This is a genomic window from Streptomyces sp. NPDC060028, from assembly GCF_042736725.1.
Taxonomy (GTDB): Bacteria; Actinomycetota; Actinomycetes; order Streptomycetales; family Streptomycetaceae; genus Streptomyces.
Genome location: NZ_JBHWVJ010000043.1, coordinates 1 through 26678, shown reverse-complemented (window position 1 = coordinate 26678; position 26678 = coordinate 1). Strand labels below are relative to the sequence as shown.

Here is a 26678-nt window from a genome sequence, read left to right as displayed (position 1 = left end):
TTCACACCCCCCCCCCTCCCCGGGGGTCTCGTCGGCGGGGGCTGTTTGCACAACAACACCCCCCCGCCGGGGGCCCCCCCCCCGGGGGGGGGGGCCCCCCCCCCCCCCCCGCCCCGAGAGCATCGAGACCTGATCCGCGTCGTGCGGAGCTATACGGGGGCGGCCGCTTCGGCCGCCCCCGTTCCCGCGACCGCGTCCGCGCCCGTCCGGGCCCGTACGAGCACCGGATTCGTCTCGGGCAGCAGCGCGAAGCAGGCCAGCGAGACGAGGGCGACCCCCGTCAGGTACGCCGCCACGCCCCACGGCGGACCCGAGCCCTCCGCCAGCGCCGTCGCGACGATCGGGGTCAGTGCCCCGCCCAGCACACCGCCCAGGTTGTAGCCGACGGCCGCGCCCGTGCAGCGGATGCGCGGGGCGTACAGCTCCGGCAGGTACGCGCCGACCACCGCGAACATCGTCACCATGCCGAACAGGGCGCCCACGAAGCCCAGCGTCATCAGCAGCGGATCGGCCGTGCGCAGCAGCGCCACGAAGGGGAACATCCACAACGCGCAGGCCGCGCAGCCGATCAGACACAGGGGCCGCCGGCCGTGACGGTCGCCGAGCAGCGCCACCAGGGGGGTCACCAGGCCCTTGAGCGCGACCGCCGCCATGATGCAGGCGAGCATCGGCGTGCGGTGCACCCCGAGGTGCTCGGTGGCGTACGCGAGGGACCAGGTGGTGACCGCGTAGAAGACGGCGTACCCGACCGCGAGCGCCCCGCCGGTGAGCAGCAGCAGCCGCCAGTGGCCCCGTAGGACCTCCGCCAGCGGGGCCTCGGCCCGGCGGCCGGTCTCTGTGAGGGCGCGGAACTGCGGGGTCTCCTCCACGGTGCGGCGCAGCCACAGTCCGGCCAGTGCCAGCAGCCCGGCCGCCCAGAACGGCACCCGCCAGCCCCAGGACCGGAACTGCCCGTCGGTGAGGGTGGCGGACAAGGTCAGCATCAGGCCGTTGGCCAGCAGGAACCCCACGGCCGGGCCGATCTGCGGGAAGCTCGACCACAGCCCGCGCCGCCCCTCGGGAGCGTGCTCGGCGGTCAGCAGCACCGCGCCGCCCCACTCGCCGCCGAGGCCCAGGCCCTGCAGGAAGCGCAGCAGGAGCAGGAGGATCGGGGCGGCCGTGCCGATGGAGCCGTACGTCGGCACGCAGCCGACGGCCACGGTGGCGACGCCGGTGAGCAGCAGGGAGCCGAGGAGCACGGGGCGGCGGCCGTGGCGGTCGCCGATGTGGCCGAACAGCGCGGAGCCCAGCGGGCGGGCGAGGAAGCCGATCCCGAAGGTGCCGAAGGCGGCGAGGGTGCCGGCGAGGGGCGAGAACGACGGGAAGAACAGCGGCCCGAGCACCAGGGCGGCGGCGGTGCCGTACACGAAGAAGTCGTAGAACTCGATCGCGGTGCCGGCGAGGGAGGCCGAGGCGAGCCGCAGCATCGAGGGGGACCGGGAGAGGGACGGAGCGGGGGACGGAGAAGGGGCTTTTGGCATGGTGCAGCAATTACCCCGTCCCCGGCCCCCAGGACGTGCGTTCGGTCAGCATCGACCGAAAGGAGTGCACGGGGCGCGCGATGTTGACCGCGGCCCCGTGCCCGCCGCTACCAGCCGCGCTCGCGCCACTCGTCCAGGTGCGGCCGCTCGGCGCCGAGGGTGGTGTCGTCGCCGTGGCCCGGGTAGACCCAGGCCTCGTCGGGCAGCTGCCCGAAGAGCTTGGTCCGGACGTCGTCGATGAGGCTGGCGAAGGCCTGCGGGTCGCCCCAGGTGTTGCCGACGCCGCCCGGGAAGAGGCAGTCGCCGGTGAACACGTGCGGGTGGCCGTGCGGGTCGTCGTAGATGAGCGCGATCGAACCGGGGGTGTGCCCGACCAGGTGCCGCGCGGTCAGCTCGACCCGCCCGACGCGCACGGTGTCGCCGTCGGCGACGAGCACGTCGGTCGCCACCGGAATGCCCTCGGCGTCGTGGGCGCCCGCGTAGGTCCGCGCGCCGGTCGCGGCGACGACCTCCTGCAGGGCGCCCCAGTGGTCGCCGTGGCGGTGGGTGGTGACGACGGAGGCGATGCCGTCGTCGCCGATCAGGTTCAGCAGCGTGGCCGCCTCGGCGGCCGCGTCGATCAGCAGCTGCTCGCCGGTGGCCCGGCAGCGCAGCAGGTAGGCGTTGTTGTTCATGGGGCCCACCGCGACCTTGGAAATCATCAGGTCCGCGAGTTCGTGCACGTCGGCGGCACCGCCGACCTTGACCGCTCCGCTGTACGTCATGGCTCGATCCTAGAGCGCCGGGAGGGCGGGAAGGGGGCCGCCTTCGACGGACAGGCGGGCTCCCTTGAGACCGCGGCCGGCCAGCCAGCCCAGGAGCTCGTCCGCGGGGCCGGTGAGGGTCACGGGGGTGCCCTCGGCGCCGCCGGTGTGCCAGGTGCGGTCGCCGGCGGCCGCCTTCAGCGTGACCGGGGGCACCTCGGGGCGGCCGGACCAGCGGTCGGCGAGGAAGCCGATCTCGCGGGCGGTGAACTCGGCGGGGAGGTCGGCGAGCTCGTAGCCGATGTTCAGGTCGACGTGGTGCAGATCGACCTCGACCCAGCGGCGGAAGGGCACATTGGCGGCGAGGTCGGTGACGCCGCCCCGCAGCTCGACCGTGCGGGACCAGTCCTGGTCGGGCTCGGTGGTGGCGAGGAAGCGGGCCGCGGAATCACGGACGTCCGCCAGTTGTTCTTCCAGGGGCCGGCCGGCGTCGCGCTCGATGTCGGCGTCACGGGCGGTGGCGCTCTCGTACATGGGACGCCCCTCGAAGACGTTGACGAGGGCGTCGGCGTTGCGGGCGAGGTGTGCCAGGACGTGGCCGCGGGTCCAGCCCGGCAGGTGTGACTGCTCGGCCAGGGCGGCGTTGTCCAGTTTCGCGGCCGCGGTCAGCAGTCGCTCCGTGGCTTCACGTACAGATCGCAGGTCGTGCACATGATCATTCATGGTTCGAGCCTAGTGGTTCCCGAGTGCGGGGCCACACGATCGGGTGAAGCGGTCCGCGGAGTGCCGTAAATCGAATGTGCGTGCTATACGCTCGGTAGTCCAGACAGCAACTCCATCGCAGAGGCGCCCCCCATACCCTGGGACGGGGGCCCGTGCCCCCGCTCTCTCAAGAAAGGTGCGGACCGGCGTGACCGACCGTCTCATCGTTCGTGGCGCTCGCGAGCACAACCTCAAGAACGTCTCGCTCGACCTGCCCCGCGACTCACTCATCGTCTTCACCGGACTCTCCGGGTCGGGCAAGTCCTCCCTGGCTTTCGACACGATCTTCGCCGAGGGCCAGCGTCGCTACGTCGAGTCGCTCTCCTCGTACGCCCGCCAGTTCCTCGGGCAGATGGACAAGCCCGACGTGGACTTCATCGAGGGCCTCTCCCCGGCCGTCTCGATCGACCAGAAATCCACCTCGCGCAACCCGCGCTCCACCGTGGGCACCATCACCGAGGTCTACGACTACCTCCGCCTGCTCTTCGCGCGCATCGGCAAGCCGCACTGCCCCGAGTGCCGCCGCCCGATCTCGCGGCAGTCGCCCCAGGCGATCGTCGACAAGGTGCTCGCGCTCCCGGAGGGCAGCCGCTTCCAGGTGCTCTCGCCGCTCGTGCGCGAGCGCAAGGGCGAGTTCGTGGACCTCTTCGCCGATCTTCAGACCAAGGGCTACAGCCGGGCCCGGGTGGACGGGGAGACCATCCAGCTCTCCGAGCCGCCCACCCTGAAGAAGCAGGAGAAGCACACCATCGAGGTGGTCATCGACCGCCTCACCGTCAAGGACGGCGCCAAGCGCCGGCTCACCGACTCCGTCGAGACCGCCCTCGGGCTGTCGGGCGGCATGGTGATCCTGGACTTCGTGGACCTCGACGAGGGCGACCCCGAGCGTGAGCGGATGTACTCCGAGCACCTCTACTGCCCGTACGACGACCTGTCCTTCGAGGAGCTGGAGCCGCGCTCCTTCTCCTTCAACTCGCCCTTCGGCGCCTGCCCCGAGTGCACCGGCATCGGTACGCGCATGGAGGTCGACCCGGAGCTGATCATCCCGGACGAGGACAAGTCCCTGGACGAGGGCGCGGTCTCGCCGTGGTCGCTCGGCCACACCAAGGAGTACTTCCAGCGGCTGGTCGGCGCGCTCGCCGGGGAGCTCGGCTTCCGTACGGACATCCCGTGGGCCGGCCTGCCGATGCGGGCGAAGAAGGCCCTGCTGTACGGGCACAAGACGCAGATCGAGGTCCGCTACCGCAACCGCTACGGGCGGGAGCGTGCGTACACGACGGCCTTCGAGGGCGCCGTTCCGTTCGTCAAGCGCCGGCACTCGGAGTCCGAGAGCGACGCCAGCCGCGAGCGCTTCGAGGGCTACATGCGCGAGGTGCCCTGCCCGACCTGTGAGGGCACCCGGCTCAAGCCGATCGTGCTCGCCGTGACGGTGATGGAGAAGTCCATCGCCGAGGTCGCCGCGATGTCGATCAGCGAGTGCGCGGAGTTCCTGGGGCAGATGCGCCTCGACGCCCGCGACAAGAAGATCGCCGAGCGCGTCCTCAAGGAGGTCAACGAGCGGCTCCGCTTCCTCGTGGACGTCGGCCTGGACTACCTCTCGCTGAACCGCGCCGCCGGCACCCTCTCGGGCGGCGAGGCGCAGCGCATCCGGCTGGCCACGCAGATCGGCTCCGGCCTCGTCGGCGTGCTGTACGTACTGGACGAGCCCTCCATCGGCCTGCACCAGCGGGACAACCACCGGCTGATCGAGACGCTGGTGCGGCTGCGGGACATGGGCAACACCCTGATCGTGGTCGAGCACGACGAGGACACCATCAAGGTGGCCGACTGGGTCGTGGACATCGGTCCGGGCGCGGGCGAGCACGGCGGCAAGGTGGTGCACAGCGGTTCACTGAAGGACCTGCTGAAGAACCCCGATTCGATGACGGGCCAGTACCTGTCGGGCAAGCGGTCCATCCCGCTGCCGGACGTACGCCGTCCCGTGAACGGAGAGCGCAAGCTGACCGTCCACGGCGCCAAGGAGAACAACCTGCGGGACATCGACGTGTCCTTCCCGCTGGGTGTGCTCACCGCGGTCACCGGTGTGTCGGGTTCGGGCAAGTCCACTCTCGTCAACGACATCCTCTACACGCACCTGGCGCGCGAGCTGAACGGCGCCCGCTCGGTGCCGGGGCGGCACACGCGGGTGGACGGGGACGACCTGGTCGACAAGGTCGTGCATGTCGACCAGTCGCCGATCGGACGCACGCCGCGGTCGAACCCGGCGACGTACACCGGTGTCTTCGACCACGTGCGCAGGCTCTTCGCGGAGACGATGGAGGCGAAGGTGCGCGGCTATCTGCCGGGCCGCTTCTCCTTCAACGTGAAGGGCGGCCGGTGCGAGAACTGCTCCGGCGACGGCACGATCAAGATCGAGATGAACTTCCTGCCGGACGTCTACGTCCCCTGCGAGGTGTGCCACGGCGACCGGTACAACCGGGAGACGCTGGAGGTCCACTACAAGGGCAAGTCCATCGCGGAAGTCCTGAACATGCCGATCGAGGAGGCGCTGGACTTCTTCGAGGCCGTCCCGACGATCGCCCGCCACCTGCGCACGCTCAATGAGGTCGGCCTCGGGTACGTGCGGCTCGGGCAGTCGGCGCCGACCCTGTCGGGCGGTGAGGCGCAGCGCGTGAAGCTGGCCTCGGAGCTCCAGAAGCGCTCGACGGGCCGGACGGTCTACGTCCTGGACGAGCCGACGACGGGCCTGCACTTCGAGGACATCTCCAAGTTGATCAAGGTGCTGTCCGGCCTGGTGGACAAGGGCAACACGGTGATCGTCATCGAGCACAACCTCGATGTCGTCAAGACGGCGGACTGGGTCGTGGACATGGGCCCCGAGGGCGGCTACGGCGGCGGACTCGTCGTCGCGGAGGGCACCCCCGAGCAGGTGGCGTCGGTGGGCGCGAGCCACACCGGCAAGTTCCTGCGGGACATCCTGGGGGCGGACCGCATCTCCGACGCGGGGGCGCCTCCGGTGCGGACCGCGGCGAAGAAGGCCCCGGCGAAGAAGGCGGTGGCCGCGAAGAAGGCGGTCGCCGCGGTGAAGAAGGCGGCTCCGGCCAAGAAGGCGACGGCGCGGGCCCGCAAGGCGTAGTCGCTGCGCTCGGCTTGGGCGGGAGGGGGCTCGGCCTGGCGGCCGGGCCCCCTCGTCGCGTGCGACGCCTTGCCGGGGCTCCGCCCCGGGCCCCGCGCCTCAAACGCCGGCGGGGCTGGATTTCAGGACGCGATGCCTACCGCCTGGTTCTTCGTTGTCGGGTCGGTCAGGGTGGTCAGGAGGGCGTCCGCGACGTCCGCGCGGGAGATGGTGCGGGCGTCGGGGACGTTGGCGCCGATCACCCGGCGGTAGTTGCCGGTGCGCGGCTTGTTCAGCAGGCGCGGCGGGCGGATCACCGTCCACTCGGCGCTGCTCGCGCCGATCGCCGTCTCCATGACCGCCAGGTCCGCGTACAGGTCGCGCAGGGCCCGCCGCAGGACGGGCAGGAGCACCTTCCGGGCGATCACGCCGTCGCTCGGGACGTCCGGGCCGACGGGCGCCGCGCTGACCGCCGCCAGGCGGCTCACGCCCGCGCGGTCCATCGCCGCGAGGATGGCCCGTACCGCGGGGCCGGTGACCGGGCTGCGCTTGGCCTGCTTGTTGGTGCCCGCGCCCAGGGCGGAGATCACCGCGTCGCGGCCCGCCAGGAGCGGGACGAGGGCCTGCGCGTCGGTGAGGTCGGGCACCACGGCCACCTCCAGCCCGTCGTGCGCCGGCACGCCCAGCCGGGCCGGATCGCGGACCACTGCCGTCACGTCGTGGCCCGCCGCCAGCGCCTGCCGGACGACCTCGCGGCCGACGCCGCCCGTGGCTCCGAACACCGTGATCTTCATCCCTGAGCTCCCGGACCAGAGGGGTGGATGAGCGGTGGCTCACCCCTGTTTCGCCCTCAGGGTGCCATCGCGCGCGAGGCCGCCGGCTCGCGGGCCGGTGGAGCGCGGGTCGAAGCGTCAGAGCTCCGCCGCGTACGGCGGCTGCGCGCCCGGCCGCGTGCACGTCAGCGCGGCAGCGTGGGCGGCGTAGGCCAGTACGTCGGGCCAGTCGGCGGAGTCGGCGGAGTCGGCCGGGTCCGACGAACCGGCAGGGCCCGAAAGACGGTGCAGCAGCGCCGCGTTCACCGTGTCGCCCGCGCCGATCGTGTCGGCCACCGCCACCCGGCGCGCCGCCGCGGAGTGCTCCGCGCCGCCCCGCGTCCACACCGTCAGGCCCGCCGCGCCCCGGGTCAGCACCACCGCCGAGGGCCCCGCCGCCAGCCAGTCGGACACCCGGCCGCCCAGCCACGCCGCGTCCTCCTGCGACAGCTTGAGCACCGACACGTACGGCAGCCACTCCAGGAAGCGCGAGCGGTACGCCGGGGGGTCCGCGATCAGCGCCGGCCGGATGTTGGGGTCGAGCAGGGTCAGCAGCCCGCGCCCGGACTCCCGGCGCAGCAGGGCCTCGTACGCGCTCGCCCCGGGCTCCAGCACGAGCGAACAGGTGCCGAGCGCGAGGGCCCGTACCCCGGCGGGCAGCGCGGGCGGCAGCTCGAACAGCCGGTCCGCCGTGCCCTCGACGTAGAAGCCGTACGCGGCCGACCCGTCCGGGGCCAGCGAGGGCACGGCGAGGGTGGTCGGCTCCGGGCCGCGCTGCACCAGCGACAGGTCGACCCCGGCCGCCCGCAGCCCGGACAGCAGGCTCTCGCCGAAGCCGTCCGCCGAGACCCGGGAGCAGAAGGCGACCTGCGCCCCGAGCCTGCCGAGCGCGAGGGCGGTGTTGTACGGTCCGCCGCCCGGCCGGGGCAGCAGCGCGCCCGGCGGCTGCGCCACGGGCACCAGGTCCATCAGGGCTTCTCCGCCGACGACGATCACGCGGGGGAAGGTATCCCATCGGGCGGCGGTATCGTCGGGTGGGCCGAACACCGCGTCGAGAACCCGGCAGCCGTCGGGGGCAGCCGTCGAGAACGCCGAACGTCAGGGAGCCCCATGTCCGCGTCGCAGTCTTCCCCCAGCTACCCCTGGGAGGTGCCCCCGGCCCGCCGTACCGTCCTCAAGGGCGCTGCCGCGCTCGCCGGGGCCGCCGGGGCCGGACTGACCCTCGCGGCCTGTTCCACCGGGACCGGGACCGGGACCGGCACCGCCGCCGGCGCCCCGGCGGTCCCCGCCGAACCGGTGGAGCTGGGCGCCGCGAGCGAGGTCCCGGTCGGCGGCGCCACGCTGTTCCGGAAGTCGAAGCTCGTCGTCAGCTGCAAGGAAGCCGGTCAGTACAAGGCCTTCAGCGCGCAGTGCACCCACGCGGGCTGCGTCCTGGACAAGATCGTCGAGGGTGAGGGCAACTGCCCGTGCCACGGCAGCCGTTTCGACGTGACGACCGGCAAGGTGCTGCGCGGCCCGGCCACCGACCCGCTGCCCGAGGTCCCGGTCAAGGTCGAGGGCGGCAAGATCATCGCCGGCTAGCCGAGGGGCCGCCGAGGGGCCGCCGGGCTGCCGCCGGTCTGCCGCCGGGCTCACTCCCAGTCCCAGGCGATCCCGAGGATCCCGCGCCCCACGCACGGCTCGACCAGGTGCACCGCCCGGTGCCGCCCGCTCGGCGTCAGGTCCGAGACCTGCCCCGGCGGCGCGCCCGGCGCCGTCCGGCTGAAGCGCCGGCAGCGCACCGGCAGGGCCGCCTCGTCGAAGCGGACCTGGAGCACGTACTGCCCGCCCGTGTAGGCGAAGCCGCGCACGTACTCGGCGCTGCGGCCGCCGGTGCCGTCCTCGAAGCCGTAGCCGAAGACGTACGTGTCCCCGGCGCGCAGCCTGGCGTCGAAGAGGAGCTCGGCGACGACCACCCCGGCCTCGCGGTGCCAGCGCACCCGCCCCGTCCGGCAGTTCTCGTCGGCCCGCACCCGTACCCGGGCCGGGTCGCAGCCGGGGTCGCCGTGGTGCACGGCCACGTACCGGTCGATGCCGTCGCGGTGGGCCCGTACGACGTGCTGCGACGCGCGGCCCAGCAGCTGCCCGGCGGGTCCGATCCGTACCCTCTCCTGGTGGCCGACCGTGTGCAGACCGCCGTCGGCGGGCAGCTCCATGCCGACGAGCAGCTCCTCGACGGCCGCGCCCACGCTGATCAGCGCCCGGTACGGGCGGGCCGACGGCCGGCCCGCCTCGGGTCCGGCGGCGGTCGCCTCGGGCGCGGCGAGCAGCCGCAGCAGGGTGCCGTCGGGCAGTTCCAGGATCTGCTCCAGCGCTTGTACGGCCTTCAGCGACTCGGGGCGGCGAGGTCGCCGGGCGCCCTGCTGCCAGTAACTCAGGCTCGTCACCCCGACCTTGATGCCGCGGGCGGCGAGCCGGTGCTGCACGCGGTGCAGGGGCAGTCCGCGGGCGGTGAGCGCGGCACGCAGGGCGAGGTGGAAGGGCCCGGCGCGCAGGAGGCGCGCCAGCTCGGGCGTGCTGTCCCCGGTCGGGCGCATGGCAGCTCCTCTTGTGAACGTTCACGCACGATGGGGCGGGATGCCCCCGGCGGTGACGCCCGGGCCCAGGTGGGTCCAGGTGGGCCCGGGTGAATGGACGGCGGACGTTCACACCGCAGTCCCACCGTTCACACCTCGATGTCACGGCGTATTGAAACGTGTTGACCTGCTCGCGACAACACCACGATGCTCCTCCACAGCGTCCGGACGCGGTCCTCCACCCCCCACTCCCCACCTCGGGAGGAACGCGATGCGCAACCGAAACCGGCGGCTCACCCAGGCCGCCTTCCTCACCACCCTGCTCCTCGCCCTGCCCACCGGCATCGCCACCGCCGCCGATGCCGCACCGGACAGCGCGGACAGCGCTCTCTCGTCCAAGCGCCTGAACATCACCATGCAGGCGCAAGCGAAGACCAACTGGTGCTGGGCCGCGAGCGGCAACACCATCGCCACCTGGTTCGGCCGCAACTACAGCCAGAACCAGTTCTGCAACGCCGCCTTCAACCGACAGCAGGGCTACGACTGCCCCAACAACCAGGCCTCCCTCGGCAACGTCCAGACCGCCCTGGACTGGGCCGGCATCAACTCCGGGTCGTACGTGACCGGCTGGCTGCGCTACCCCACGGTGCAGACCGAGATCAACGCCGACCGCCCCGTCGAAACCCGCATCCAGTGGTCCAACGGCGGCGGCCACATGCACGTCATCTACGGCTACGACACCGCCAACAGCTGGGTCTACTGGGGCGACCCGTGGCCCTCCAGCGACCGCTACAACTGGGCCTCGCACGCCTGGTACGTGGACAACAGCACCTTCTCCTGGACCCACTCGCTCTACCGGATCGGGGCGTGAGCGCCATGGCCCACGCACCTCGGACGCCGCGCGCCGCCGCCGCGCTCCTCGCCGCCACCGCCGCTCTGGCCCTCGCTCCGCAGGCCTCGGCGGCGCCCGTTCCCCAGCCCCAGTCCGCCACGGCCGAGACCAGGGCCGCGGCCGCGCAGGCGGCGGCCGCGCCCGACACCCTGGCCACGCTGTCCCGCTTCTTCGCCCGGGAGGGCAAGGTCGGCCTGGCCGCCGCGCAGCCCCGTATCGAGGGCGAGGCGATCCCGGTCAACCACCTCTCCCCGGACTTCGTCGCGGGCAAGCCCGGGGCGAGCGTCGCCCGCCTGGAGTTCCTCGCCAGCAAGGCGGTCTCCTCCGACGGCCAGCAGGCCGCCCTGTGGACCGCCAAGACCGAGGCGGGCTGGCAGGTGGTGAACATCGCCACCGGCGACGACGAGTTCCGCTACGCACAGCTCGGCGCCGCCAAACTCCCCGGCGGCACCGTGTTCCGGGAGCCGCAGATCGACGCCTGGTACGTGGCCCAGGGCAGCCGGGTGCTGCCGCTGGACGAGGACGCCGTACGGGCGGTGGGCGAGCGGGGCACGACCCTGACCGCCTACCGCGCCCGGGTCACCAAGGCCTACGGCGACAAGCTCCCCGGCTCCGCCTACGCCAAGGGCGGCAAGGCCGGCGGCTACGCCGATCCGCAGACCGGTGCGGACGGCGCGGCCCTGGCGGCCGGGGCCGGGGGCGGAGCGGATGCCGACCGGGCCGTGCCCGCGGCCGCCGGCGCCGCGGCCGGCGCGCTCGCCCTCGGGGCGCTGGGCACGCTCGTGGTGCGCAGGTCGCGCCGGGCCCGGGTGGGGGCCTGAGCATCGGGCTCCACCCCACGGGCGGGCGCCGGCGACCCCGGCGCCCGCCCACGGGACGTCAGGCCCGGGGCGCGTCCGCGAAAGCGGCCCCCGGGCCGGGCCTGCGAACGGCAGCGCGCGGCCCCCACCGCACCGGCCGGCCCCGCCGCCGGGTCCGGCCCGCGCCGCGCGTCCCCACCGGGGGTGCGTCCCGCCCGGGACGCACCCCCGTCGCCGCGGGGCGGGGCGGGGCGGGGTAACGGTCCGGTTGTCGCACCCCGCCAGTAGGGTGGTTGGCATGGCCGACCCTTCCAGCTACCGCCCCAAGCCTGGACAGATCCCCGACTCCCCGGGGGTCTACAAATTCCGCGACGAACACCGCCGGGTGATCTACGTCGGGAAGGCCAAGAGCCTGCGCCAACGCCTGGCCAGCTACTTCCAGGACCTCGCCGGGCTGCACCCGCGTACCGCCACGATGGTGACCACGGCCGCCTCCGTCGAGTGGACGGTCGTCTCCACCGAGGTCGAGGCGCTCCAGCTGGAGTACTCCTGGATCAAGGAGTTCGACCCCCGGTTCAATGTCAAGTACCGCGACGACAAGAGCTACCCCTCCCTCGCCGTCACCATGAACGAGGAGTTCCCCCGGGTCCAGGTCATGCGCGGCCCCAAGAAGAAGGGCGTGCGCTACTTCGGTCCCTACGGGCACGCCTGGGCCATCCGCGAGACCGTCGACCTGATGCTGCGCGTCTTCCCCGTACGCACCTGCTCCGCCGGGGTGTTCAAGCGCTCCGCCCAGATCGGCCGCCCCTGCCTGCTCGGCTACATCGGCAAGTGCTCCGCACCCTGCGTCGGCCGGGTCACCCCCGAGGAGCACCGCGAACTGGCGGAGGACTTCTGCGACTTCATGGCTGGGCGCACCGGCACCTACCTCTCCCGCCTCGAAGGGCGGATGCACGAGGCCGCCGAGGACATGGAGTACGAGAAGGCCGCCCGGCTGCGCGACGACCTGGGGGCCCTGCGCCGGGCCATGGAGAAGAACGCCGTCGTCCTCGCCGACGCCACCGACGCCGACCTGATCGCGGTCGCCGAGGACGAGCTCGAAGCCGCCGTTCAGATCTTCCACGTCCGCGGCGGCCGCGTCCGCGGCCAGCGCGGCTGGGTCACCGACAAGGTCGAGGCCGTCGACACGGCCGGACTCGTCGAGCACGCCCTCCAGCAGCTCTACGGCGAGGAGAAGGGCGAGGCCGTCCCCAAGGAGGTACTGGTCCCGGCGCTCCCGGAGGACACGCCCGCGCTCACCGAGTGGCTGGCCGAGCGCCGCGGCTCCCAGGTCAGCCTGCGCATCCCGCAGCGCGGGGACAAGAAGGCCCTCATGGAGACCGTCCACCGCAACGCCCAGCAGTCCCTCGTCCTGCACAAGACCAAGCGGGCCAGCGACCTCACCACCCGCTCCCGGGCGCTGGAGGAGATCGCCGAGGCACTGGAGCTGGACAGCGCGCCGCTGCGCATCGAGTGCTTCGACATCTCCCACCTCCAGGGCGACGACGTGGTGGCCTCGATGGTCGTCTTCGAGGACGGCCTCGCCCGCAAGGGCGAATACCGGCGTTTCCAGATCAAGTCGTTCGAGGGACAGGACGACGTCCGCTCCATGCACGAGGTGGTCTCCCGCCGCTTCCGCCGCTACCTCCAGGAGAAGCTGAAGACGGGGGAGTGGTCGCCCGAACCCGGCGCTGACGGCGAGGCCCCGGAGGAGGACGGCCGCCCCAAGCGCTTCGCCTACCCGCCCCAGCTCGTCGTGGTCGACGGCGGGCAGCCGCAGGTCGCCGCCGCCAAGCGGGCCCTGGAGGAGCTCGGCGTGGACGACGTGGCCGTGTGCGGCCTGGCCAAGCGGCTGGAGGAGGTCTGGCTGCCGGGCGAGGACGACCCCGTCGTGCTGCCCCGCACCAGCGAGGGCCTCTACCTGCTCCAGCGGGTCCGTGACGAAGCCCACCGGTTCGCCATCCAGTACCAGCGCAACAAGCGCGCCAAGCGCTTCACATCGGGCCCGCTGGACGAGGTGCCCGGCCTCGGCGAGAGCCGCAAGCAGGCCCTGATCAAGCACTTCGGTTCGGTGAAAAAGCTGAGACAGGCGACAATCGACCAGATCTGCGAGGTCCCGGGCATAGGCCGCAAGACGGCGGAGACCGTGGCCGCGGCCCTCGCCCGCGCGGTTCCCGCCGGTCCTGCCGTCAACATGGCGACAGGAGAGATCATTGAGGATGAGACCCCCGCGCCGGCGGGGGCATCGTCCGAACGGGGGACCGAGCAATGACCCAGCACGAGTCCGAGCACGAGACCGAGCACGAGACCGAGCACGAGACCGCGCACGACCGAGACGGAGCACAGGTGAGTACGGGCCTGACAGTGGAGCCCGGCGATACCGCCGAGGCGGCCATCCCCGAGCTGGTGATCATCTCCGGGATGTCCGGGGCCGGCCGCAGCACCGCGGCCAAGTGCCTGGAAGACCTCGGCTGGTTCGTCGTCGACAACCTCCCGCCGGCGCTGATCCCCACCATGGTGGAGCTCGGCGCCCGCTCGCAGGGCAATGTGGCGCGCATCGCCGTCGTCGTCGACGTCCGGGGCCGCCAGTTCTTCGACGCCCTGCGCGAGTCCCTCGCCGACCTGGAGTCCCGCGGCGTCACCCGGCGCATCGTCTTCCTGGAGTCCTCCGACGACGCGCTCGTACGCCGGTTCGAGTCGGTCCGCCGCCCGCACCCCCTGCAGGGCGACGGCCGCATCGTCGACGGCATCGCCGCCGAGCGCGACCTGCTGCGCGAGCTGCGCGGCGACGCCGACCTGGTCATCGACACCTCCAGCCTCAACGTGCACGAGCTGCGCGCCAAGATGGACGCCCGGTTCGCGGGCGACGAGGAGCCCGAGCTGCGGGCCACCGTCATGTCCTTCGGCTACAAGTACGGCCTCCCCGTCGATGCCGACCTCGTCGTGGACTGCCGCTTCATCCCCAACCCGCACTGGGTCCCGGAGCTGCGCCCCTTCACCGGGCTCAACGAGGAGGTGTCGGGCTACGTCTTCAGCCAGCCCGGCGCCAAGGAGTTCCTCGACCGCTACACCGAGCTGCTCCAGCTCATCGCCACCGGCTACCGCCGCGAGGGCAAGCGGTACGTGACCATCGCCGTCGGCTGTACGGGTGGCAAGCACCGCAGCGTCGCCATGTCCGAGAAGCTCGCCGCCCGCCTCGCCTCCGAAGGGGTCGAGACCGTCGTCGTCCACAGGGACATGGGGCGCGAGTGACCGGACGCACCCTGAGGCTGCGCCGCCTGCGACGGCTCACCTCCGGCCGGGCCGAGGACGGCGCGAGCCGTACCGGCCTGCGCCGCGGCGCGGTCCCCAAGGTGGTCGCACCCAAGGTCGTGGCGCTGGGCGGCGGCATGGGTCTGTCGGCCTCCCTCGCCGCCCTGCGGCGGATCACCGGCGACCTCACCGCGGTGGTCACCGTCGCCGACGACGGCGGCTCCAGCGGACGCCTGCGCGAGGAGCTCGGCGTACTGCCGCCCGGCGACCTGCGCAAGGCGCTGGCCGCGCTGTGCGGGGACGACGACTGGGGACAGACCTGGGCCCGGGTCATCCAGCACCGCTTCCAGTCCCAGGGCGACCTGCACGGGCACGCGGTCGGCAACCTGCTGATCGTCGCCCTCTGGGAACAGCTCGGCGACCCCGTCCAGGCCCTGGACCTGGTCGGCAGGCTGCTGGGCGCGCAGGGCCGCGTACTGCCGATGTCGGCGGTTCCGCTGGAGCTCCAGGCGCTGGTCAAGGGCCACGACCCGGCCCGGCCCGAGGAGGTGGACACCGTGCGCGGGCAGGCCACGGTGGCGCTCACGCCCGGCGAGGTGCTCTCCGTACAGGTCGTGCCGAGCGACCCGCCGGCCGTGCCGGAGGCCGTCGCGGCAGTGCTGGACGCCGACTGGGTGGTGCTCGGCCCGGGGTCCTGGTTCTCCTCCGTCATCCCCCACCTGCTGGTGCCGCAACTGCTCGACGCGCTCGTCGAGACCAAGGCCCGGCGGGTCCTCTCGCTGAACCTCGCTCCGCAACCCGGTGAAACAGAGGGCTTCTCTCCGCAGCGTCATTTGGAGGTTTTGGCCCGACACGCCCCTAAACTCGCCCTGGACGTGGTGCTGGCCGACGAGGCCGCCGTGCCCGACCGCGAGTCACTCGCCGATGCCGCAAAACGGTTCGGTGCCGCGGTCGAGCTGGCGCCCGTGGCCAGGGAAGACGGTTCTCCGAAGCATGATCCGGAGCTGCTCGCCGCCGCGTACGACCGTATTTTTCGGATGCATGGAAGGATCGGCCCATGGCGATGACGCCCGCGGTGAAGGATGAGATCGCCCGCCTCCCCGTCACCCGCACCTGCTGCAGGAAGGCGGAGGTCTCGGCGATCCTTCGGTTCGCGGGCGGGCTGCACCTGGTGAGCGGACGGATCGTGATCGAGGCGGAGCTGGACGCGGGGATCGCGGCCCGCCGCCTGCGCAAGGACATCCTGGAGATCTTCGGGCACTCCTCGGACCTGGTGATCATGGCTCCCGGCGGACTGCGCCGCGGCAACCGGTACGTCGTCCGGGTCGTCGCCGGCGGCGACCAGCTGGCCCGCCAGACCGGCCTCGTGGACGGCCGCGGCCGCCCCATCCGGGGTCTTCCCCCGCAGGTGGTCTCCGGGGCCACCTGTGACGCCGAGGCGGCCTGGCGCGGGGCCTTCCTCGCCCACGGCTCGCTCACCGAGCCGGGCCGCTCCTCCTCCCTGGAGGTCACCTGCCCCGGCCCGGAGGCCGCCCTGGCGCTGGTCGGCGCCGCCCGTCGCCTCTCCATCGCGGCCAAGGCGCGCGAGGTCCGCGGCGTGGACCGGGTCGTCGTGCGGGACGGCGACGCGATCGGCGCCCTGCTGACCCGGCTCGGCGCCCACGACTCGGTGCTGGCCTGGGAGGAGCGGCGGATGCGGCGCGAGGTCCGCGCCACCGCCAATCGCCTCGCCAATTTCGACGACGCCAACCTGCGCCGCTCGGCGCGCGCCGCGGTGGCCGCCGGAGCCCGGGTGCAGCGTGCGCTGGAGATCCTCGGCGAGGAGGTCCCCGAGCACCTCGCCGCGGCCGGACGGCTGCGCATGGAGCACAAGCAGGCCTCCCTGGAGGAGCTGGGCGCCCTCGCCGACCCGCCGCTGACCAAGGACGCCGTCGCGGGCCGTATCCGCCGCCTGCTGGCGATGGCCGACAAGCGGGCCCAGGACCTCGGCATCCCGGGCACCGAGTCGAACCTCGACCTCAGCGAGGAAATGGCCGACAACATGGCCGGCTAGTGCTGTGGCCGGTAGGCCGGAAGGGGCCCGCGCGCTCACTCGTGCGGGCCTCTTCCCGGTACGCCCCATTGACATGAGCATGGGCTGATCGTGAGCCTGTCGTCCGAAGCTTTCGTGGCAGACGACGCCCAGGGGGGCACATGAGGCACCGCGCGAGATCGATCCTCGCCGCAAGCGCACTCGTCTTCGGAACCACACTGGCCGCGCTGCCCGCGGCGGCCCAGAATCTGCCCGCGCCGGCCGGGAACACCGCTGCCGACGAGGTGCGGGTCTACGACGCCGACATCACCAAGGAACAGGTTCCGCTGATCCTCGCCGCCGGCCAGGACGCCCACGAGCTCTCCGAACGCGCACCCGACACCGGGACCGCCAAGGTCGAGCTCTTCCTCACCGGCGACCAGGCCAGGGAACTGGCCGCCCGGGGCGTCAAGCTCGCCGAGCACAAGGTCCCGGACAAAGCCGCGGCCCGCGCCGAGGCCGCGGGCGACGGGGTCTTCCGCCCGTACAGCGGCAAGGGCGGCCTCCAGGAGGAGATCCTGCGGACCGCACAGGCCAACCCGGGCCTCACCAAGGTCGTCTCCATCGGCAAGACCGTCCAGGGCAAGGACATCCTCGCCCTCAAGGTCACCAAGAACGCCAAGAAGACCAAGGACGGCGACAAGCCGTCCGTGCTCTACATGTCCAACCAGCACGCCCGCGAGTGGATCACCCCCGAGATGACCCGGCGGCTGATGCACCACACCCTGGACAACTACGGCAAGGACCAGCGGATCACCAAGCTGGTGGACTCCACCGAACTGTGGTTCCTGCTCTCCGCCAACCCCGACGGGTACGACTACACGCACGCTCCCGACGGCCAGCGGCTGTGGCGCAAGAACCTGCGCGACAACAACGGCGACGGCAAGATCACCGCAGGCGACGGCATCGACCTCAACCGCAACTTCCCCTACAAGTGGGGCTACGACGACGAGGGCTCCTCCCCGAACCAGTCGAGCGAGACCTACCGCGGCCCCAAGGCGTCCTCCGAGCCCGAGACCGTCGCCCTCGACCGCTTCGAGAAGCGCATCGGCTTCGACTACGCCGTCAACTACCACTCCGCCGCCGAACTGCTGCTCTACGGCGTGGGCTGGCAGGTGGCCACCCCCACCCCGGACGACATCGCCTACAAGGCGCTGGCCGGCACCCCGGAGAACCCGGCCGTCCCGGGCTACTACCCGCAGGTCTCCTCCGAGCTGTACACGACCAACGGCGAGGCCGACGGCCACGCCTCCAACGTCAACGGCGTCATGATGTTCACGCCGGAGATGACCACCTGCCAGACGGCCTCCGAGAGCGACCCGAACGACCGGTGGAAGCCCGAGGACTGCCTCTCCGGCTTCAACTTCCCGGACGACGAGAAGCTCATCCAGGCGGAGTTCGCCAAGAACATCCCCTTCGCCCTCGCGGTCGGCGAGAGCGCCGCACACCCGGACCGGCCCGCGTCCTCCCTGGGCCTGAGCGCCGCGGACTTCACCCTGGACCCCTTCACCACTTCCTACGTGACCCGCGGTGAGGACCAGACGGTCTCCGTCACGGCCCGCAAGGCGCTCCAGGACAAGGAGCTCAACTTCCGCGTCAACGGCGGCCGGACGCACGACGAGGACCTCAAGGCCTGGAAGGGCGGGGACGTCTACGGCGGCGACGACAACAACTGGTTCGACGAGTACCGGGCCAAGGTGGACGGCGCCAAACCGGGCGACAAGGTCGAGGTCTGGTTCACCGGCCGCGACCGCTCCTCGGGCAAGCAGGTCTCCAGCGAGCACTTCACGTACACGGTGGCCGAGCGGCCGCACGCGGACGTCCTGGTGATCGCCGAGGAGGGCGCCGCGGCCCGGCAGGCCCAGACGTACGTCGACGCACTGCGAGCCAACGGCAGGTCCGCGGCCGTCTGGGACGTCGCCGTCCAGGGAGCGCCGCACCACCTGGGCGTCCTCTCCCACTTCCGTACGGCCGTCCACTACACCGGGGCCAAGACCCCCGGCGGCGCCACGCAGCTGGCGGTGCGCGACTTCCTGAACGAGGGCGGCAAGCTGATCGAGGCCGGTGAGCTGGCGGGCGGCAACGCCCAGGTCGGCCGCGCCGTCACCGACGACTTCAGCCAGTACTGGCTCGGCGCCTACGGCCGGGCGAGCGTCAGCGGACCCACCGGGTTCACCGGCGCGGGCCCCCTCGCCGGGGCCAAGGGCGGCCTCGGGGACGCGGCGGGCAACCCGCTCAACGCTCCCGGGTCCTACACGGTGACCTCCGAGACCCTGGCCCCCGCGCAGTTCCCGCAGTTCAAGAGCGCGCAGGCCGGCCAGTACGCCGGGGTCGTGAACCCGTACGCGCCCTACGCCGGCACCGGGATGGCCTCGGCCACCCACGTCGACGACGACTGGAAGCGCCTGACCCGCACCATCGACCTGACCGGCGTCGCCGCGGCCGACAAGCCGCAGCTCAAGATGGCCCTGAACTGGAACACCGAAGAGGGCTACGACCACGCGGTCCTGGAGTCCCACACCGTCGGCGGGGACGACTGGACCACCCTGCCGGAGGCGGGCGGTCTGAGCTCCACCGCCGTCCCGGAGGAGTGCGGCGGCGGCTTCTTCGTCAACGGCCACCCGTTCCTGCGCCGCTACCTCACCCTCGACGCCGGCGGCTGCACCCCGCAGGGCACGAGCGGGGCCTGGAACAGCCTCACCGGCTCCTCCGGCGGCTGGAAGCAGGTCTCCTTCGACCTGAGCGCCTACGCGGGCAAGAGCGTCGAGGTCTCGCTCTCCTACATCACCGACCCCGGTTCGGGCGGTCGCGGTGTCTTCGCGGACGAGGCGCGCCTGAACGTGGGTGGAGCCGACCGGACCGTCGAGGGCTTCGAGACCTCGCTCGGGGCCTGGACCGCTCAGGGCGCACCTGCCGGAAGTCCCGACGTTCCGGGCGATTGGTCCCGGTCCGGGGAGCTGTTCAAGTCCTATGCGGCGGTCACTACGCGTGACACGGTGCTCCTCGGCTTCGGCCTGGAGCACCTGCCGGCACCGGCCGACCGTGCCGTACTCGTCGGTAAGGCGCTTCGATCCCTGAACCGCTGATCAGCGGCCCGCCCGCCACTCACCCTGAGTGACGGGGACCAAAGTCCCGAGGTCCCGTGCCTGGCTGTTCGCCACGGGGCCTCGGGGCGTGTCCGGCCCCGGCCGATGTCACCCGGAAGCTCACAGAGAGGTAGGGTCGTAAGCGGTCGGGGACTTCCCATACAGCTCGCCGGCGGACTTACCGGCGCACCAACGAGGAGATCGGTTCGTGACGATCCGCGTAGGCATCAACGGTTTTGGCCGAATTGGCCGCAACTACTTCCGGGCGCTCCTTGAGCAGGGAGCGGACATCGAGATCGTCGGTGTCAACGACCTGACTGACAATGCGACGCTTGTCCACCTGCTCAAGTACGACACGATCCTGGGCCGCCTCAAGCACGAGGTCTCCCACACCGCCGACACCATCACGGTCGGCGGCAACACCTTCAAGACCTTCGCCGAGCGCGACCCCGCGAACCTCCCCTGGGGTGAGCTGGGTGCCGACATCGTCATCGAGTCGACCGGCATCTTCACCAAGAAGGCCGACGCCGCCAAGCACATCGCCGCGGGCGCGAAGAAGGTCCTCATCTCGGCTCCGGCCAAGGACGAGGACATCACGATCGTGATGGGCGTCAACCAGGACAAGTACGACGCGGCCAACCACCACGTCATCTCCAACGCCTCCTGCACCACCAACTGCGTGGCGCCGATGGCCAAGGTCCTCCTCGAGAACTTCGGCATCGTCAAGGGCATGATGACGACGGTCCACGCGTACACGAACGACCAGCGCATCCTGGACTTCCCGCACTCGGACCTGCGCCGCGCCCGCGCCGCCGCCGAGAACATCATCCCGACCACCACCGGTGCCGCCAAGGCCACCGCGCTGGTCATCCCGGAGCTGGCGGGCAAGCTCGACGGCATCGCGATGCGCGTCCCGGTTCCCACCGGCTCCGTCACCGACCTCGTCATCGAGCTCGAGCGCGAAGTCACCAAGGACGAGGTCAACACCGCCTTCCAGAAGGCAGCCGAGGGCCAGCTCAAGGGCATCCTCGACTACACCGAGGACGCGATCGTCTCCTCCGACATCGTGAACTGGCCGTACTCCTGCACCTTCGACTCCTCCCTGACCATGGTCCAGGGCAAGAACGTCAAGGTCATCGGCTGGTACGACAACGAGTGGGGCTACTCCAACCGTCTCGTCGACCTGACCGTCTTCGTCGGCGGTCAGCTCTAAGCACGTAGGGCAAGGCACCACAATGTGAGCAACAGGGTCCGGGCTGCGCGACGAAGCGCCGCACGGGCCCTGTTGTCTGCCTCGTCCCTCTCGCCCCCCCGCAGGGGCCGCAAGCCCATGGGAAAAGGAGTAGAAACACATATGAAGACGATCGACGAACTTCTCGCCGAAGGTGTCTCCGGCAAGCGGGTCTTCGTCCGCGCCGACCTCAACGTGCCGCTCGCGGGCGGCGCCATCACCGACGACGGCCGCATCCGCGCCGTCCAGCCCACCATCGCGAAGCTCGCCGAGGCCGGCGCCCGCGTGGTCGTGGCCTCCCACCTGGGCCGCCCCAAGGGCGCCCCGGACCCGGCCTTCTCGCTCGCCCCGGCCGCGACCCGCCTCGGTGAGCTGCTCGGTGCGGACGTCGCCTTCGCCACCGACACCGTCGGCGCCTCCGCCAAGGAGACCGTCGCGGCGCTCGCCGACGGCCAGGTGGCCGTCATCGAGAACCTCCGCTTCAACGCCGGTGAGACCTCGAAGGACGACGCCGAGCGCGGTGCCTTCGCGGACCAGCTCGCCGAGCTGGCCGACGTCTACGTCGGTGACGGCTTCGGCGCTGTCCACCGCAAGCACGCCTCGGTCTTCGACCTGCCCGCGCGCCTCCCGCACGCGGCCGGTTACCTCATCGCCACCGAGGTCGGCGTCCTGAAGAAGCTGACCGCCGACGTGAAGCGCCCGTACGTGGTCATCCTCGGCGGCGCCAAGGTCTCCGACAAGCTCGCCGTCATCGACGAGCTGCTCGGCAAGGCCGACCGCATCCTGATCGGCGGCGGCATGGCCTACACCTTCCTCTACGCCAAGGGCTACGAGGTCGGCATCTCCCTGCTCCAGAAGGACCAGGTGGACGTCGTCAAGGAGTACATGGAGCGGGCCGAGGAAACCGGCGTCGAGCTGGTCCTCCCCGTCGACATCCTGGCCTCCAAGGACTTCCCCGACCTCAAGGGCAAGACCCCGGCCGAGTTCATCACCGTCGACGCGGACAAGATCCCCGCCGACAAGGAGGGTCTGGACATCGGTCCCAGGACCCGTGAGCTGTACGCGTCGAAGATCACCGACGCGGAGACCGTCTTCTGGAACGGTCCCGTGGGCGTCTTCGAGCACCCCGACTACGCCGGAGGCACCAGCGCCATCGCGCAGGCCCTCGTCGACAGCAACGCCTTCACCGTCGTCGGCGGTGGCGACTCGGCCGCGGCCGTGCGCACGCTCGGCTTCGACGAGAACGCTTTCGGCCACATCTCTACCGGTGGCGGCGCCTCCCTCGAATACCTCGAGGGCAAGACGCTCCCCGGCCTCGCCGCACTGGAGGTCTGAACCCGTATGACCACGCGTACCCCGCTGATGGCGGGCAACTGGAAGATGAACCTCAACCACCTTGAGGCCATCGCCCACACCCAGAAGCTCGCCTTCGCCCTGGCCGACAAGGACTTCGACGCCGTCGAGGTCGCGGTCCTGCCGCCCTTCACCGACCTCCGCTCGGTCCAGACCCTGGTCGACGGCGACAAGCTGAAGATCAAGTACGGCGCCCAGGACATCTCGGCGCAGGACTCCGGTGCCTACACCGGCGAGATCTCCGGCCCGATGCTGTCCAAGCTGCAGTGCACGTACGTGGCCGTCGGCCACAGCGAGCGCCGCCAGTACCACGCCGAGAACGACGAGGTCTGCAACGCCAAGGTCAAGGCCGCCTACCGCAACGGGATCACCCCGATCCTGTGCGTCGGCGAGGGCCTGGACATCCGCAAGGCCGGCCAGCAGGTGCCGTACACGCTGGCCCAGGTCGACGGCGGCCTCAAGGACGTCCCGGCCGAGCAGGTCGAGTCCATCGTGATCGCGTACGAGCCCGTCTGGGCGATCGGGACCGGCGAGGTCGCCACCCCCGAGGACGCGCAGGAGGTCTGCGGTGCCATCCGCGGCCGCCTCGCGGAGCTGTACTCGCAGGAGCTGGCCGACAAGGTCCGCATCCAGTACGGCGGCTCGGTGAAGTCCGGCAACATCGCGGCGATCATGGCCCAGCCCGACGTCGACGGCGCCCTGATCGGCGGCGCGGCGCTGGACCCGGAGGAGTTCGTGAAGATCGTCCGGTTCCGCGACCAGTGACGTTCGCTGTGAGTATGCGGTAGGGCGGATCCGTCGTACCCTTGCGGGGGCCAGGAGGCTGAACCATCAGCCACTGGCCCCCGCTGCACATCTCAGCAAAGCCGGAAAGCCAGAAAAGCCAGAAAGTAGGAATCAGCCGTGATTATGGGGTTCCAGATCGCCCTGATCGTCTTCAGCGCCCTGCTGATGCTGCTCGTGCTGATGCACAAGGGCAAGGGCGGCGGCCTTTCCGACATGTTCGGTGGCGGCATGCAGTCGTCGGTCGGCGGCTCCTCGGTCGCGGAGCGCAACCTCGACCGCATCACCGTGGTGATCGGTCTGCTGTGGTTCGCGAGCATCGTCGCGCTCGGCCTGCTCATGAAGTCCAGCTGAGGCGTTCTCGCCATTCCGGCAGTCCGGTCGGCTCCCCCCGGCCTATCATGAGGTCCGGCGTTCACGTCTGGAATAGGTAACTCCGGTCGCTGGACGCGCGTTGGGCCTTACGTAGACTTGGGCGCCCGCGACGGAATCCACTCACGATTCGCGGCACCATCACGCAGGGAGTTACGACCGTGGCAAGTGGCAACGCGATCCGTGGTAGTCGGGTCGGAGCGGGGCCGATGGGTGAGGCCGAGCGCGGCGAGTCCGCGCCCCGCCTGCGCATCTCCTTCTGGTGCTCGAACGGGCACGAGACGCAGCCGAGCTTCGCCAGCGACGCGCAGGTGCCGGACACCTGGGACTGCCCGCGCTGCGGGTTCCCGGCCGGCCAGGACCGGGACAGCCCGCCCGCGCCGCCGCGCACCGAGCCGTACAAGACGCACCTGGCGTACGTACGGGAACGGCGCACCGACGCCGACGGCGAGGCGATCCTCGCCGAAGCGCTCGCCAAACTGCGCGGCGAGATCTGAGTTCGTGACGTCCGGCCCGGCCCGCGGAGGCATCTCTCCGCGGGCCGGGCTTCTTTGTGTCGGTTGTCCCGCTTCCGATCCCTTAGGTTGGAGAGCGGCGGGGCACGACAGGACGGAAGAAGTGGGTTGATGTCCGAGATGAACGCAGACAGCCGTACGAAGCTCAACCGGATGCCGGAGTGGCTCGCTCTCGGCAAGCACCGGGAAGAGCTGGGGCAGACGCATCTGCGGGAGCTGTTCGAGACGAATCCCGGTAGGGGAGCCGGCTACACCCTGCGGGTCGGTGACCTGTACATCGACTACTCCAAGCACCTCGTCACCGACGAGACGCTGGCGCTGCTGCGCGAGCTGGCCGTGGCGGCGGACGTGACCGGGCTGCGCGACGCGATGTTCCGCGGCGAGAAGATCAACACGACCGAGGACCGGGCGGTCCTGCACACCGCGCTGCGCGCACCCGCGGACGCGGTCGTCGAGGTCGACGGCGAGAACGTCGTCCCCGCCGTCCACGCCGTCCTCGACAAGATGGCGGCCTTCTGCGACCGGGTCCGGTCGGGGGAGTGGACCGGCTTCACCGGCAAGCGCATCAAGAACGTCGTCAACATCGGCATCGGCGGCTCCGACCTCGGCCCCGCGATGGCGTACGAGGCGCTGCGCGCCTTCACCGACCGGGGCCTGACGCTGCGCTTCGTGTCGAACGTGGACGGCGCCGACCTGCACGAGGCCCTGCGGGACCTGGACCCGGAGCAGACGCTCTTCATCATCGCCTCCAAGACCTTCACGACCATCGAGACCATCACCAACGCCACCTCGGCGCGCGAGTGGCTGCTGGCGGGCGTGGGGGGCGACGAGGCGGCCGTGGCACGGCACTTCGTGGCCCTGTCAACCAACGGTGAGAAGGTCGCCGGATTCGGCATCGATCCGGCCAACATGTTCGAGTTCTGGGACTGGGTCGGCGGCCGCTACTCCTTCGACTCGGCGATCGGTCTCTCGCTGATGGTCGCGATCGGGCCGGACGCCTTCCGCGAACTGCTGGCCGGCTTCGCCGACATGGACCGGCACTTCCGGACCGCGCCGGCGCAGGAGAACGCGCCGCTGCTGCTGGGTCTGTTGGGGATCTGGTACGGGGCGTTCTTCGACGCCCAGTCGCACGCGGTGCTCCCGTACAGCCACTACCTGTCGCGCTTCACGGCGTACCTGCAGCAGCTGGACATGGAGTCCAACGGCAAGTCCGTGGACCGGGACGGCAATCCGGTGGAATGGCAGACGGGCCCCGTGGTGTGGGGCACGCCCGGCACCAACGGGCAGCACGCGTACTACCAGTTGATCCACCAGGGCACCCGGGTGATCCCGGCGGACTTCATCGGCTTCGCACGGCCCGTGGGGGAGCTGTCGGCCCCGCTGGAGGCCCAGCACGACCTGCTGATGGCGAACTTCTTCGCGCAGACCCAGGCGCTCGCCTTCGGCAAGACCGCCGAGGAGGTCCGGGCGGAGGGCGTCGCCGAGGCACTGGTGCCGCACAAGACCTTCCAGGGCAACCACCCCACGACCACGATCCTGGCCACGGAACTCACGCCGCGCGTGCTGGGCCAGCTCATCGCCCTGTACGAGCACAAGGTGTTCGTCCAGGGCGCGGTGTGGAACATCGACTCCTTCGACCAGTGGGGCGTGGAGCTCGGCAAGGTCCTGGCGAAGCGGCTGGAGCCGGCCCTGACCGGCGGCGCAGACGTGGACTCCCTGGACCCCTCGACGCGGGCGCTGGTGGACAACTACCGTCGGCTGCGCGGCCGTAGCTGACACCGCCGAGAACGCACCGGGGCCCGCCCTCCGAACGGATCGGGGGGCGGGCCCTGGTGCGCACGGGTCAGGAGGACGCCGGGGGATACATCCCGGTCGGCAGCTTCGCCGCCGCCGCCCGGTCCAGGAGCCACAGGGTGCGGGAGCGGCCGTACGCGGCCGCGGCCGGGGCCTGGACCTCGCCCGCGCCGCCGAGGGCGATGGACACCGCGCCGGCCTTGTCCTCGCCGGCCGCCAGCAGCCAGACCTCGCGGGCCGCCCGGATCGCCGGGAGGGTCAGCGAGATCCGGGTCGGCGGGGGCTTCGGGGCGCCGTGCACCCCGACCACCGTGCGCTCGGTCTCGCGGGACGCCGGGTGCTCCGGGAACAGCGAGGCCACGTGCGTGTCCGGGCCGACGCCCAGCATCAGCACGTCGAAGCGGGGGACCGGGCCGTGGTCCTCGGGGCCGGAGGCCTTGCGCAGCTCCTCGGCGTACGCGGCCGCGGCGGCGTCCACGTCCGCCCCGTACGGGCCGTCCGAGGCGGGCATGGCGTGCACGCGCGCGGGGTCCACCGGGACGGCGTCCAGGAGGGCCTCACGGGCCTGCGTGTGGTTGCGCTCCGGGTCGTCGGCGGGGACGTACCGCTCGTCGCCCCACCACAGGTCCAGCCGGGCCCAGTCGACGGCGTCCCGGGCCGGGGCCGCGGCGAGCGCGGCCAGGAGGCCGTTGCCGTTGCGGCCGCCGGTGAGCACCACGGACGCGGTGCCGCGGGCCGCCTGTGCGTCCACGATCTTCGTGATGAGCCGGGCCGCCGCGGCCTGGGCCATCAGCTCCTTGTCCCGGTGGACGACGACCTGGGGAGTCGTCATACCCATGTGCTGCCGCCTTGTCGGTAGATCGGGTACGGGTACCGCCGCGGGGGGGGGGGGGGGGGGGCCCCCCCCCCCCCCCCCCCCCCCGGGGGGGGGGGGGGCGCGGGGGGGGGGGGGGGGGGGGAAGAAAAAAAAAAAACAACACACA

Annotated in this window: 22 protein-coding genes; 15 read left to right on the top strand and 7 right to left on the bottom strand. The window is 71.6% G+C overall.

Annotated elements, in window-relative coordinates; all coding sequences use genetic code 11:
- Nucleotides 1–149: 149 nt before the first annotated feature.
- From ACFWBF_RS21820 to ACFWBF_RS21810, 3 genes are all read right to left on the bottom strand, one after another.
- Complete coding sequence (locus tag ACFWBF_RS21820; RefSeq protein ID WP_385604375.1) at nt 150–1466, bottom strand: MFS transporter; 1317 nt, start codon at nt 1464–1466, stop codon at nt 150–152.
- A gap of 161 nt (nt 1467–1627) precedes the next feature.
- A complete protein-coding gene (locus tag ACFWBF_RS21815; protein ID WP_385604289.1) occupies nt 1628–2284 on the bottom strand; it encodes an MBL fold metallo-hydrolase in 657 nt (218 codons plus the stop codon).
- Between the two features lie 9 nt (nt 2285–2293).
- Entirely contained in the window at nt 2294–2986 is a 693-nt protein-coding gene (locus ACFWBF_RS21810) for a maleylpyruvate isomerase family mycothiol-dependent enzyme (protein ID WP_385604286.1), read from the bottom strand.
- Between the two features lie 187 nt (nt 2987–3173).
- On the opposite strand from ACFWBF_RS21810, the gene uvrA reads away from it, so the two are divergent.
- Nucleotides 3174–6161, top strand: coding sequence for an excinuclease ABC subunit UvrA (gene uvrA, locus ACFWBF_RS21805; protein ID WP_385604283.1), 2988 nt, complete (start codon nt 3174–3176; stop codon nt 6159–6161).
- Nucleotides 6162–6283: 122 nt separating this feature from the next.
- Here uvrA and ACFWBF_RS21800 read toward each other — a convergent pair whose 3' ends face one another.
- On the bottom strand, nt 6284–6934 hold the full coding sequence (locus ACFWBF_RS21800) for an NAD(P)-dependent oxidoreductase (RefSeq protein ID WP_385604279.1): 651 nt from the start codon (nt 6932–6934) through the stop codon (nt 6284–6286).
- A 117-nt stretch (nt 6935–7051) separates the two neighbouring features.
- A complete protein-coding gene (locus tag ACFWBF_RS21795) occupies nt 7052–7948 on the bottom strand; it encodes a carbohydrate kinase (RefSeq protein WP_385604276.1) in 897 nt (298 codons plus the stop codon).
- Between the two features lie 114 nt (nt 7949–8062).
- Between ACFWBF_RS21795 and ACFWBF_RS21790 the strand changes: the two genes are divergently transcribed.
- Complete coding sequence (locus ACFWBF_RS21790; protein WP_385604273.1) at nt 8063–8533, top strand: Rieske (2Fe-2S) protein; 471 nt, start codon at nt 8063–8065, stop codon at nt 8531–8533.
- 50 nt (nt 8534–8583) lie between these two features.
- On the opposite strand, the gene ACFWBF_RS21785 is transcribed toward ACFWBF_RS21790, so the two are convergent.
- Nucleotides 8584–9528 (bottom strand): hypothetical protein, encoded by a 945-nt coding sequence (locus ACFWBF_RS21785; protein ID WP_385604270.1) that lies wholly within the window; start codon nt 9526–9528, stop codon nt 8584–8586.
- A 250-nt stretch (nt 9529–9778) separates the two neighbouring features.
- On the opposite strand from ACFWBF_RS21785, the gene ACFWBF_RS21780 reads away from it, so the two are divergent.
- The 13 genes from ACFWBF_RS21780 to pgi all read left to right on the top strand — a co-directional run bounded on the left by ACFWBF_RS21780 (nt 9779) and on the right by pgi (nt 25677).
- On the top strand, nt 9779–10378 hold the full coding sequence (locus ACFWBF_RS21780) for a papain-like cysteine protease family protein (protein WP_385604267.1): 600 nt from the start codon (nt 9779–9781) through the stop codon (nt 10376–10378).
- A gap of 5 nt (nt 10379–10383) precedes the next feature.
- Nucleotides 10384–11220, top strand: coding sequence for a hypothetical protein (locus ACFWBF_RS21775; RefSeq protein WP_385604264.1), 837 nt, complete (start codon nt 10384–10386; stop codon nt 11218–11220).
- A 277-nt stretch (nt 11221–11497) separates the two neighbouring features.
- Nucleotides 11498–13510, top strand: a complete 2013-nt coding sequence (gene uvrC / locus ACFWBF_RS21770) for an excinuclease ABC subunit UvrC (RefSeq protein WP_385604261.1) — start codon at nt 11498–11500, stop codon at nt 13508–13510.
- Nucleotides 13507–14490 (top strand): RNase adapter RapZ, encoded by a 984-nt coding sequence (rapZ, locus tag ACFWBF_RS21765; RefSeq protein WP_385604258.1) that lies wholly within the window; start codon nt 13507–13509, stop codon nt 14488–14490. The genes uvrC and rapZ overlap by 4 nt, the downstream gene beginning before the upstream one ends.
- On the top strand, nt 14487–15557 hold the full coding sequence (gene yvcK / locus ACFWBF_RS21760) for a uridine diphosphate-N-acetylglucosamine-binding protein YvcK (protein ID WP_385604254.1): 1071 nt from the start codon (nt 14487–14489) through the stop codon (nt 15555–15557). Before rapZ ends, yvcK begins: the two co-directional genes overlap by 4 nt.
- Nucleotides 15548–16543 (top strand): DNA-binding protein WhiA, encoded by a 996-nt coding sequence (gene whiA, locus ACFWBF_RS21755; RefSeq protein WP_365920770.1) that lies wholly within the window; start codon nt 15548–15550, stop codon nt 16541–16543. Before yvcK ends, whiA begins: the two co-directional genes overlap by 10 nt.
- A gap of 140 nt (nt 16544–16683) precedes the next feature.
- Nucleotides 16684–19647 (top strand): M14 family zinc carboxypeptidase, encoded by a 2964-nt coding sequence (locus tag ACFWBF_RS21750; protein ID WP_385604252.1) that lies wholly within the window; start codon nt 16684–16686, stop codon nt 19645–19647.
- Between the two features lie 208 nt (nt 19648–19855).
- The gene (gap, locus tag ACFWBF_RS21745; protein WP_385604249.1) at nt 19856–20860 is read left to right on the top strand and encodes a type I glyceraldehyde-3-phosphate dehydrogenase; all 1005 of its coding nucleotides are present in this window, start codon (nt 19856–19858) and stop codon (nt 20858–20860) included.
- Between the two features lie 141 nt (nt 20861–21001).
- Nucleotides 21002–22213, top strand: a complete 1212-nt coding sequence (locus tag ACFWBF_RS21740; protein ID WP_385604246.1) for a phosphoglycerate kinase — start codon at nt 21002–21004, stop codon at nt 22211–22213.
- Nucleotides 22214–22219: 6 nt separating this feature from the next.
- Nucleotides 22220–22996, top strand: coding sequence for a triose-phosphate isomerase (gene tpiA, locus ACFWBF_RS21735; RefSeq protein WP_385604243.1), 777 nt, complete (start codon nt 22220–22222; stop codon nt 22994–22996).
- Between the two features lie 144 nt (nt 22997–23140).
- Complete coding sequence (gene secG, locus ACFWBF_RS21730) at nt 23141–23368, top strand: preprotein translocase subunit SecG (RefSeq protein ID WP_385236560.1); 228 nt, start codon at nt 23141–23143, stop codon at nt 23366–23368.
- Nucleotides 23369–23547: 179 nt separating this feature from the next.
- Complete coding sequence (locus ACFWBF_RS21725; protein ID WP_008741068.1) at nt 23548–23883, top strand: RNA polymerase-binding protein RbpA; 336 nt, start codon at nt 23548–23550, stop codon at nt 23881–23883.
- Nucleotides 23884–24021: 138 nt separating this feature from the next.
- Nucleotides 24022–25677: a glucose-6-phosphate isomerase gene (pgi, locus tag ACFWBF_RS21720; RefSeq protein WP_385604372.1), complete on the top strand. Its 1656-nt coding sequence runs from the start codon at nt 24022–24024 to the stop codon at nt 25675–25677.
- Between the two features lie 67 nt (nt 25678–25744).
- Here the strand turns inward: pgi and pgl are convergent, their stop codons facing one another.
- On the bottom strand, nt 25745–26527 hold the full coding sequence (pgl, locus tag ACFWBF_RS21715) for a 6-phosphogluconolactonase (protein ID WP_385236557.1): 783 nt from the start codon (nt 26525–26527) through the stop codon (nt 25745–25747).
- Nucleotides 26528–26678: the final 151 nt, after the last annotated feature.

What these genes read in the sequence shown, in the direction of transcription:
- pgl (WP_385236557.1), bottom strand. Translation starts at nt 26,527, where the DNA reads ATGACGACTCCCCAGGTCGTCGTCCACCGGGACAAGGAGCTGATGGCC.
- ACFWBF_RS21780 (WP_385604267.1), top strand. Translation starts at nt 9,779, where the DNA reads ATGCGCAACCGAAACCGGCGGCTCACCCAGGCCGCCTTCCTCACCACC.
- rapZ (WP_385604258.1), top strand. Translation starts at nt 13,507, where the DNA reads ATGACCCAGCACGAGTCCGAGCACGAGACCGAGCACGAGACCGAGCAC.
- ACFWBF_RS21810 (WP_385604286.1), bottom strand. Translation starts at nt 2,986, where the DNA reads ATGAATGATCATGTGCACGACCTGCGATCTGTACGTGAAGCCACGGAG.
- ACFWBF_RS21815 (WP_385604289.1), bottom strand. Translation starts at nt 2,284, where the DNA reads ATGACGTACAGCGGAGCGGTCAAGGTCGGCGGTGCCGCCGACGTGCAC.
- ACFWBF_RS21775 (WP_385604264.1), top strand. Translation starts at nt 10,384, where the DNA reads ATGGCCCACGCACCTCGGACGCCGCGCGCCGCCGCCGCGCTCCTCGCC.
- whiA (WP_365920770.1), top strand. Translation starts at nt 15,548, where the DNA reads ATGGCGATGACGCCCGCGGTGAAGGATGAGATCGCCCGCCTCCCCGTC.
- ACFWBF_RS21800 (WP_385604279.1), bottom strand. Translation starts at nt 6,934, where the DNA reads ATGAAGATCACGGTGTTCGGAGCCACGGGCGGCGTCGGCCGCGAGGTC.
- ACFWBF_RS21750 (WP_385604252.1), top strand. Translation starts at nt 16,684, where the DNA reads ATGAGGCACCGCGCGAGATCGATCCTCGCCGCAAGCGCACTCGTCTTC.
- ACFWBF_RS21790 (WP_385604273.1), top strand. Translation starts at nt 8,063, where the DNA reads ATGTCCGCGTCGCAGTCTTCCCCCAGCTACCCCTGGGAGGTGCCCCCG.
- ACFWBF_RS21820 (WP_385604375.1), bottom strand. Translation starts at nt 1,466, where the DNA reads ATGCTGCGGCTCGCCTCGGCCTCCCTCGCCGGCACCGCGATCGAGTTC.
- ACFWBF_RS21740 (WP_385604246.1), top strand. Translation starts at nt 21,002, where the DNA reads ATGAAGACGATCGACGAACTTCTCGCCGAAGGTGTCTCCGGCAAGCGG.
- secG (WP_385236560.1), top strand. Translation starts at nt 23,141, where the DNA reads ATGGGGTTCCAGATCGCCCTGATCGTCTTCAGCGCCCTGCTGATGCTG.
- ACFWBF_RS21785 (WP_385604270.1), bottom strand. Translation starts at nt 9,528, where the DNA reads ATGCGCCCGACCGGGGACAGCACGCCCGAGCTGGCGCGCCTCCTGCGC.
- pgi (WP_385604372.1), top strand. Translation starts at nt 24,022, where the DNA reads ATGAACGCAGACAGCCGTACGAAGCTCAACCGGATGCCGGAGTGGCTC.
- uvrC (WP_385604261.1), top strand. Translation starts at nt 11,498, where the DNA reads ATGGCCGACCCTTCCAGCTACCGCCCCAAGCCTGGACAGATCCCCGAC.
- tpiA (WP_385604243.1), top strand. Translation starts at nt 22,220, where the DNA reads ATGACCACGCGTACCCCGCTGATGGCGGGCAACTGGAAGATGAACCTC.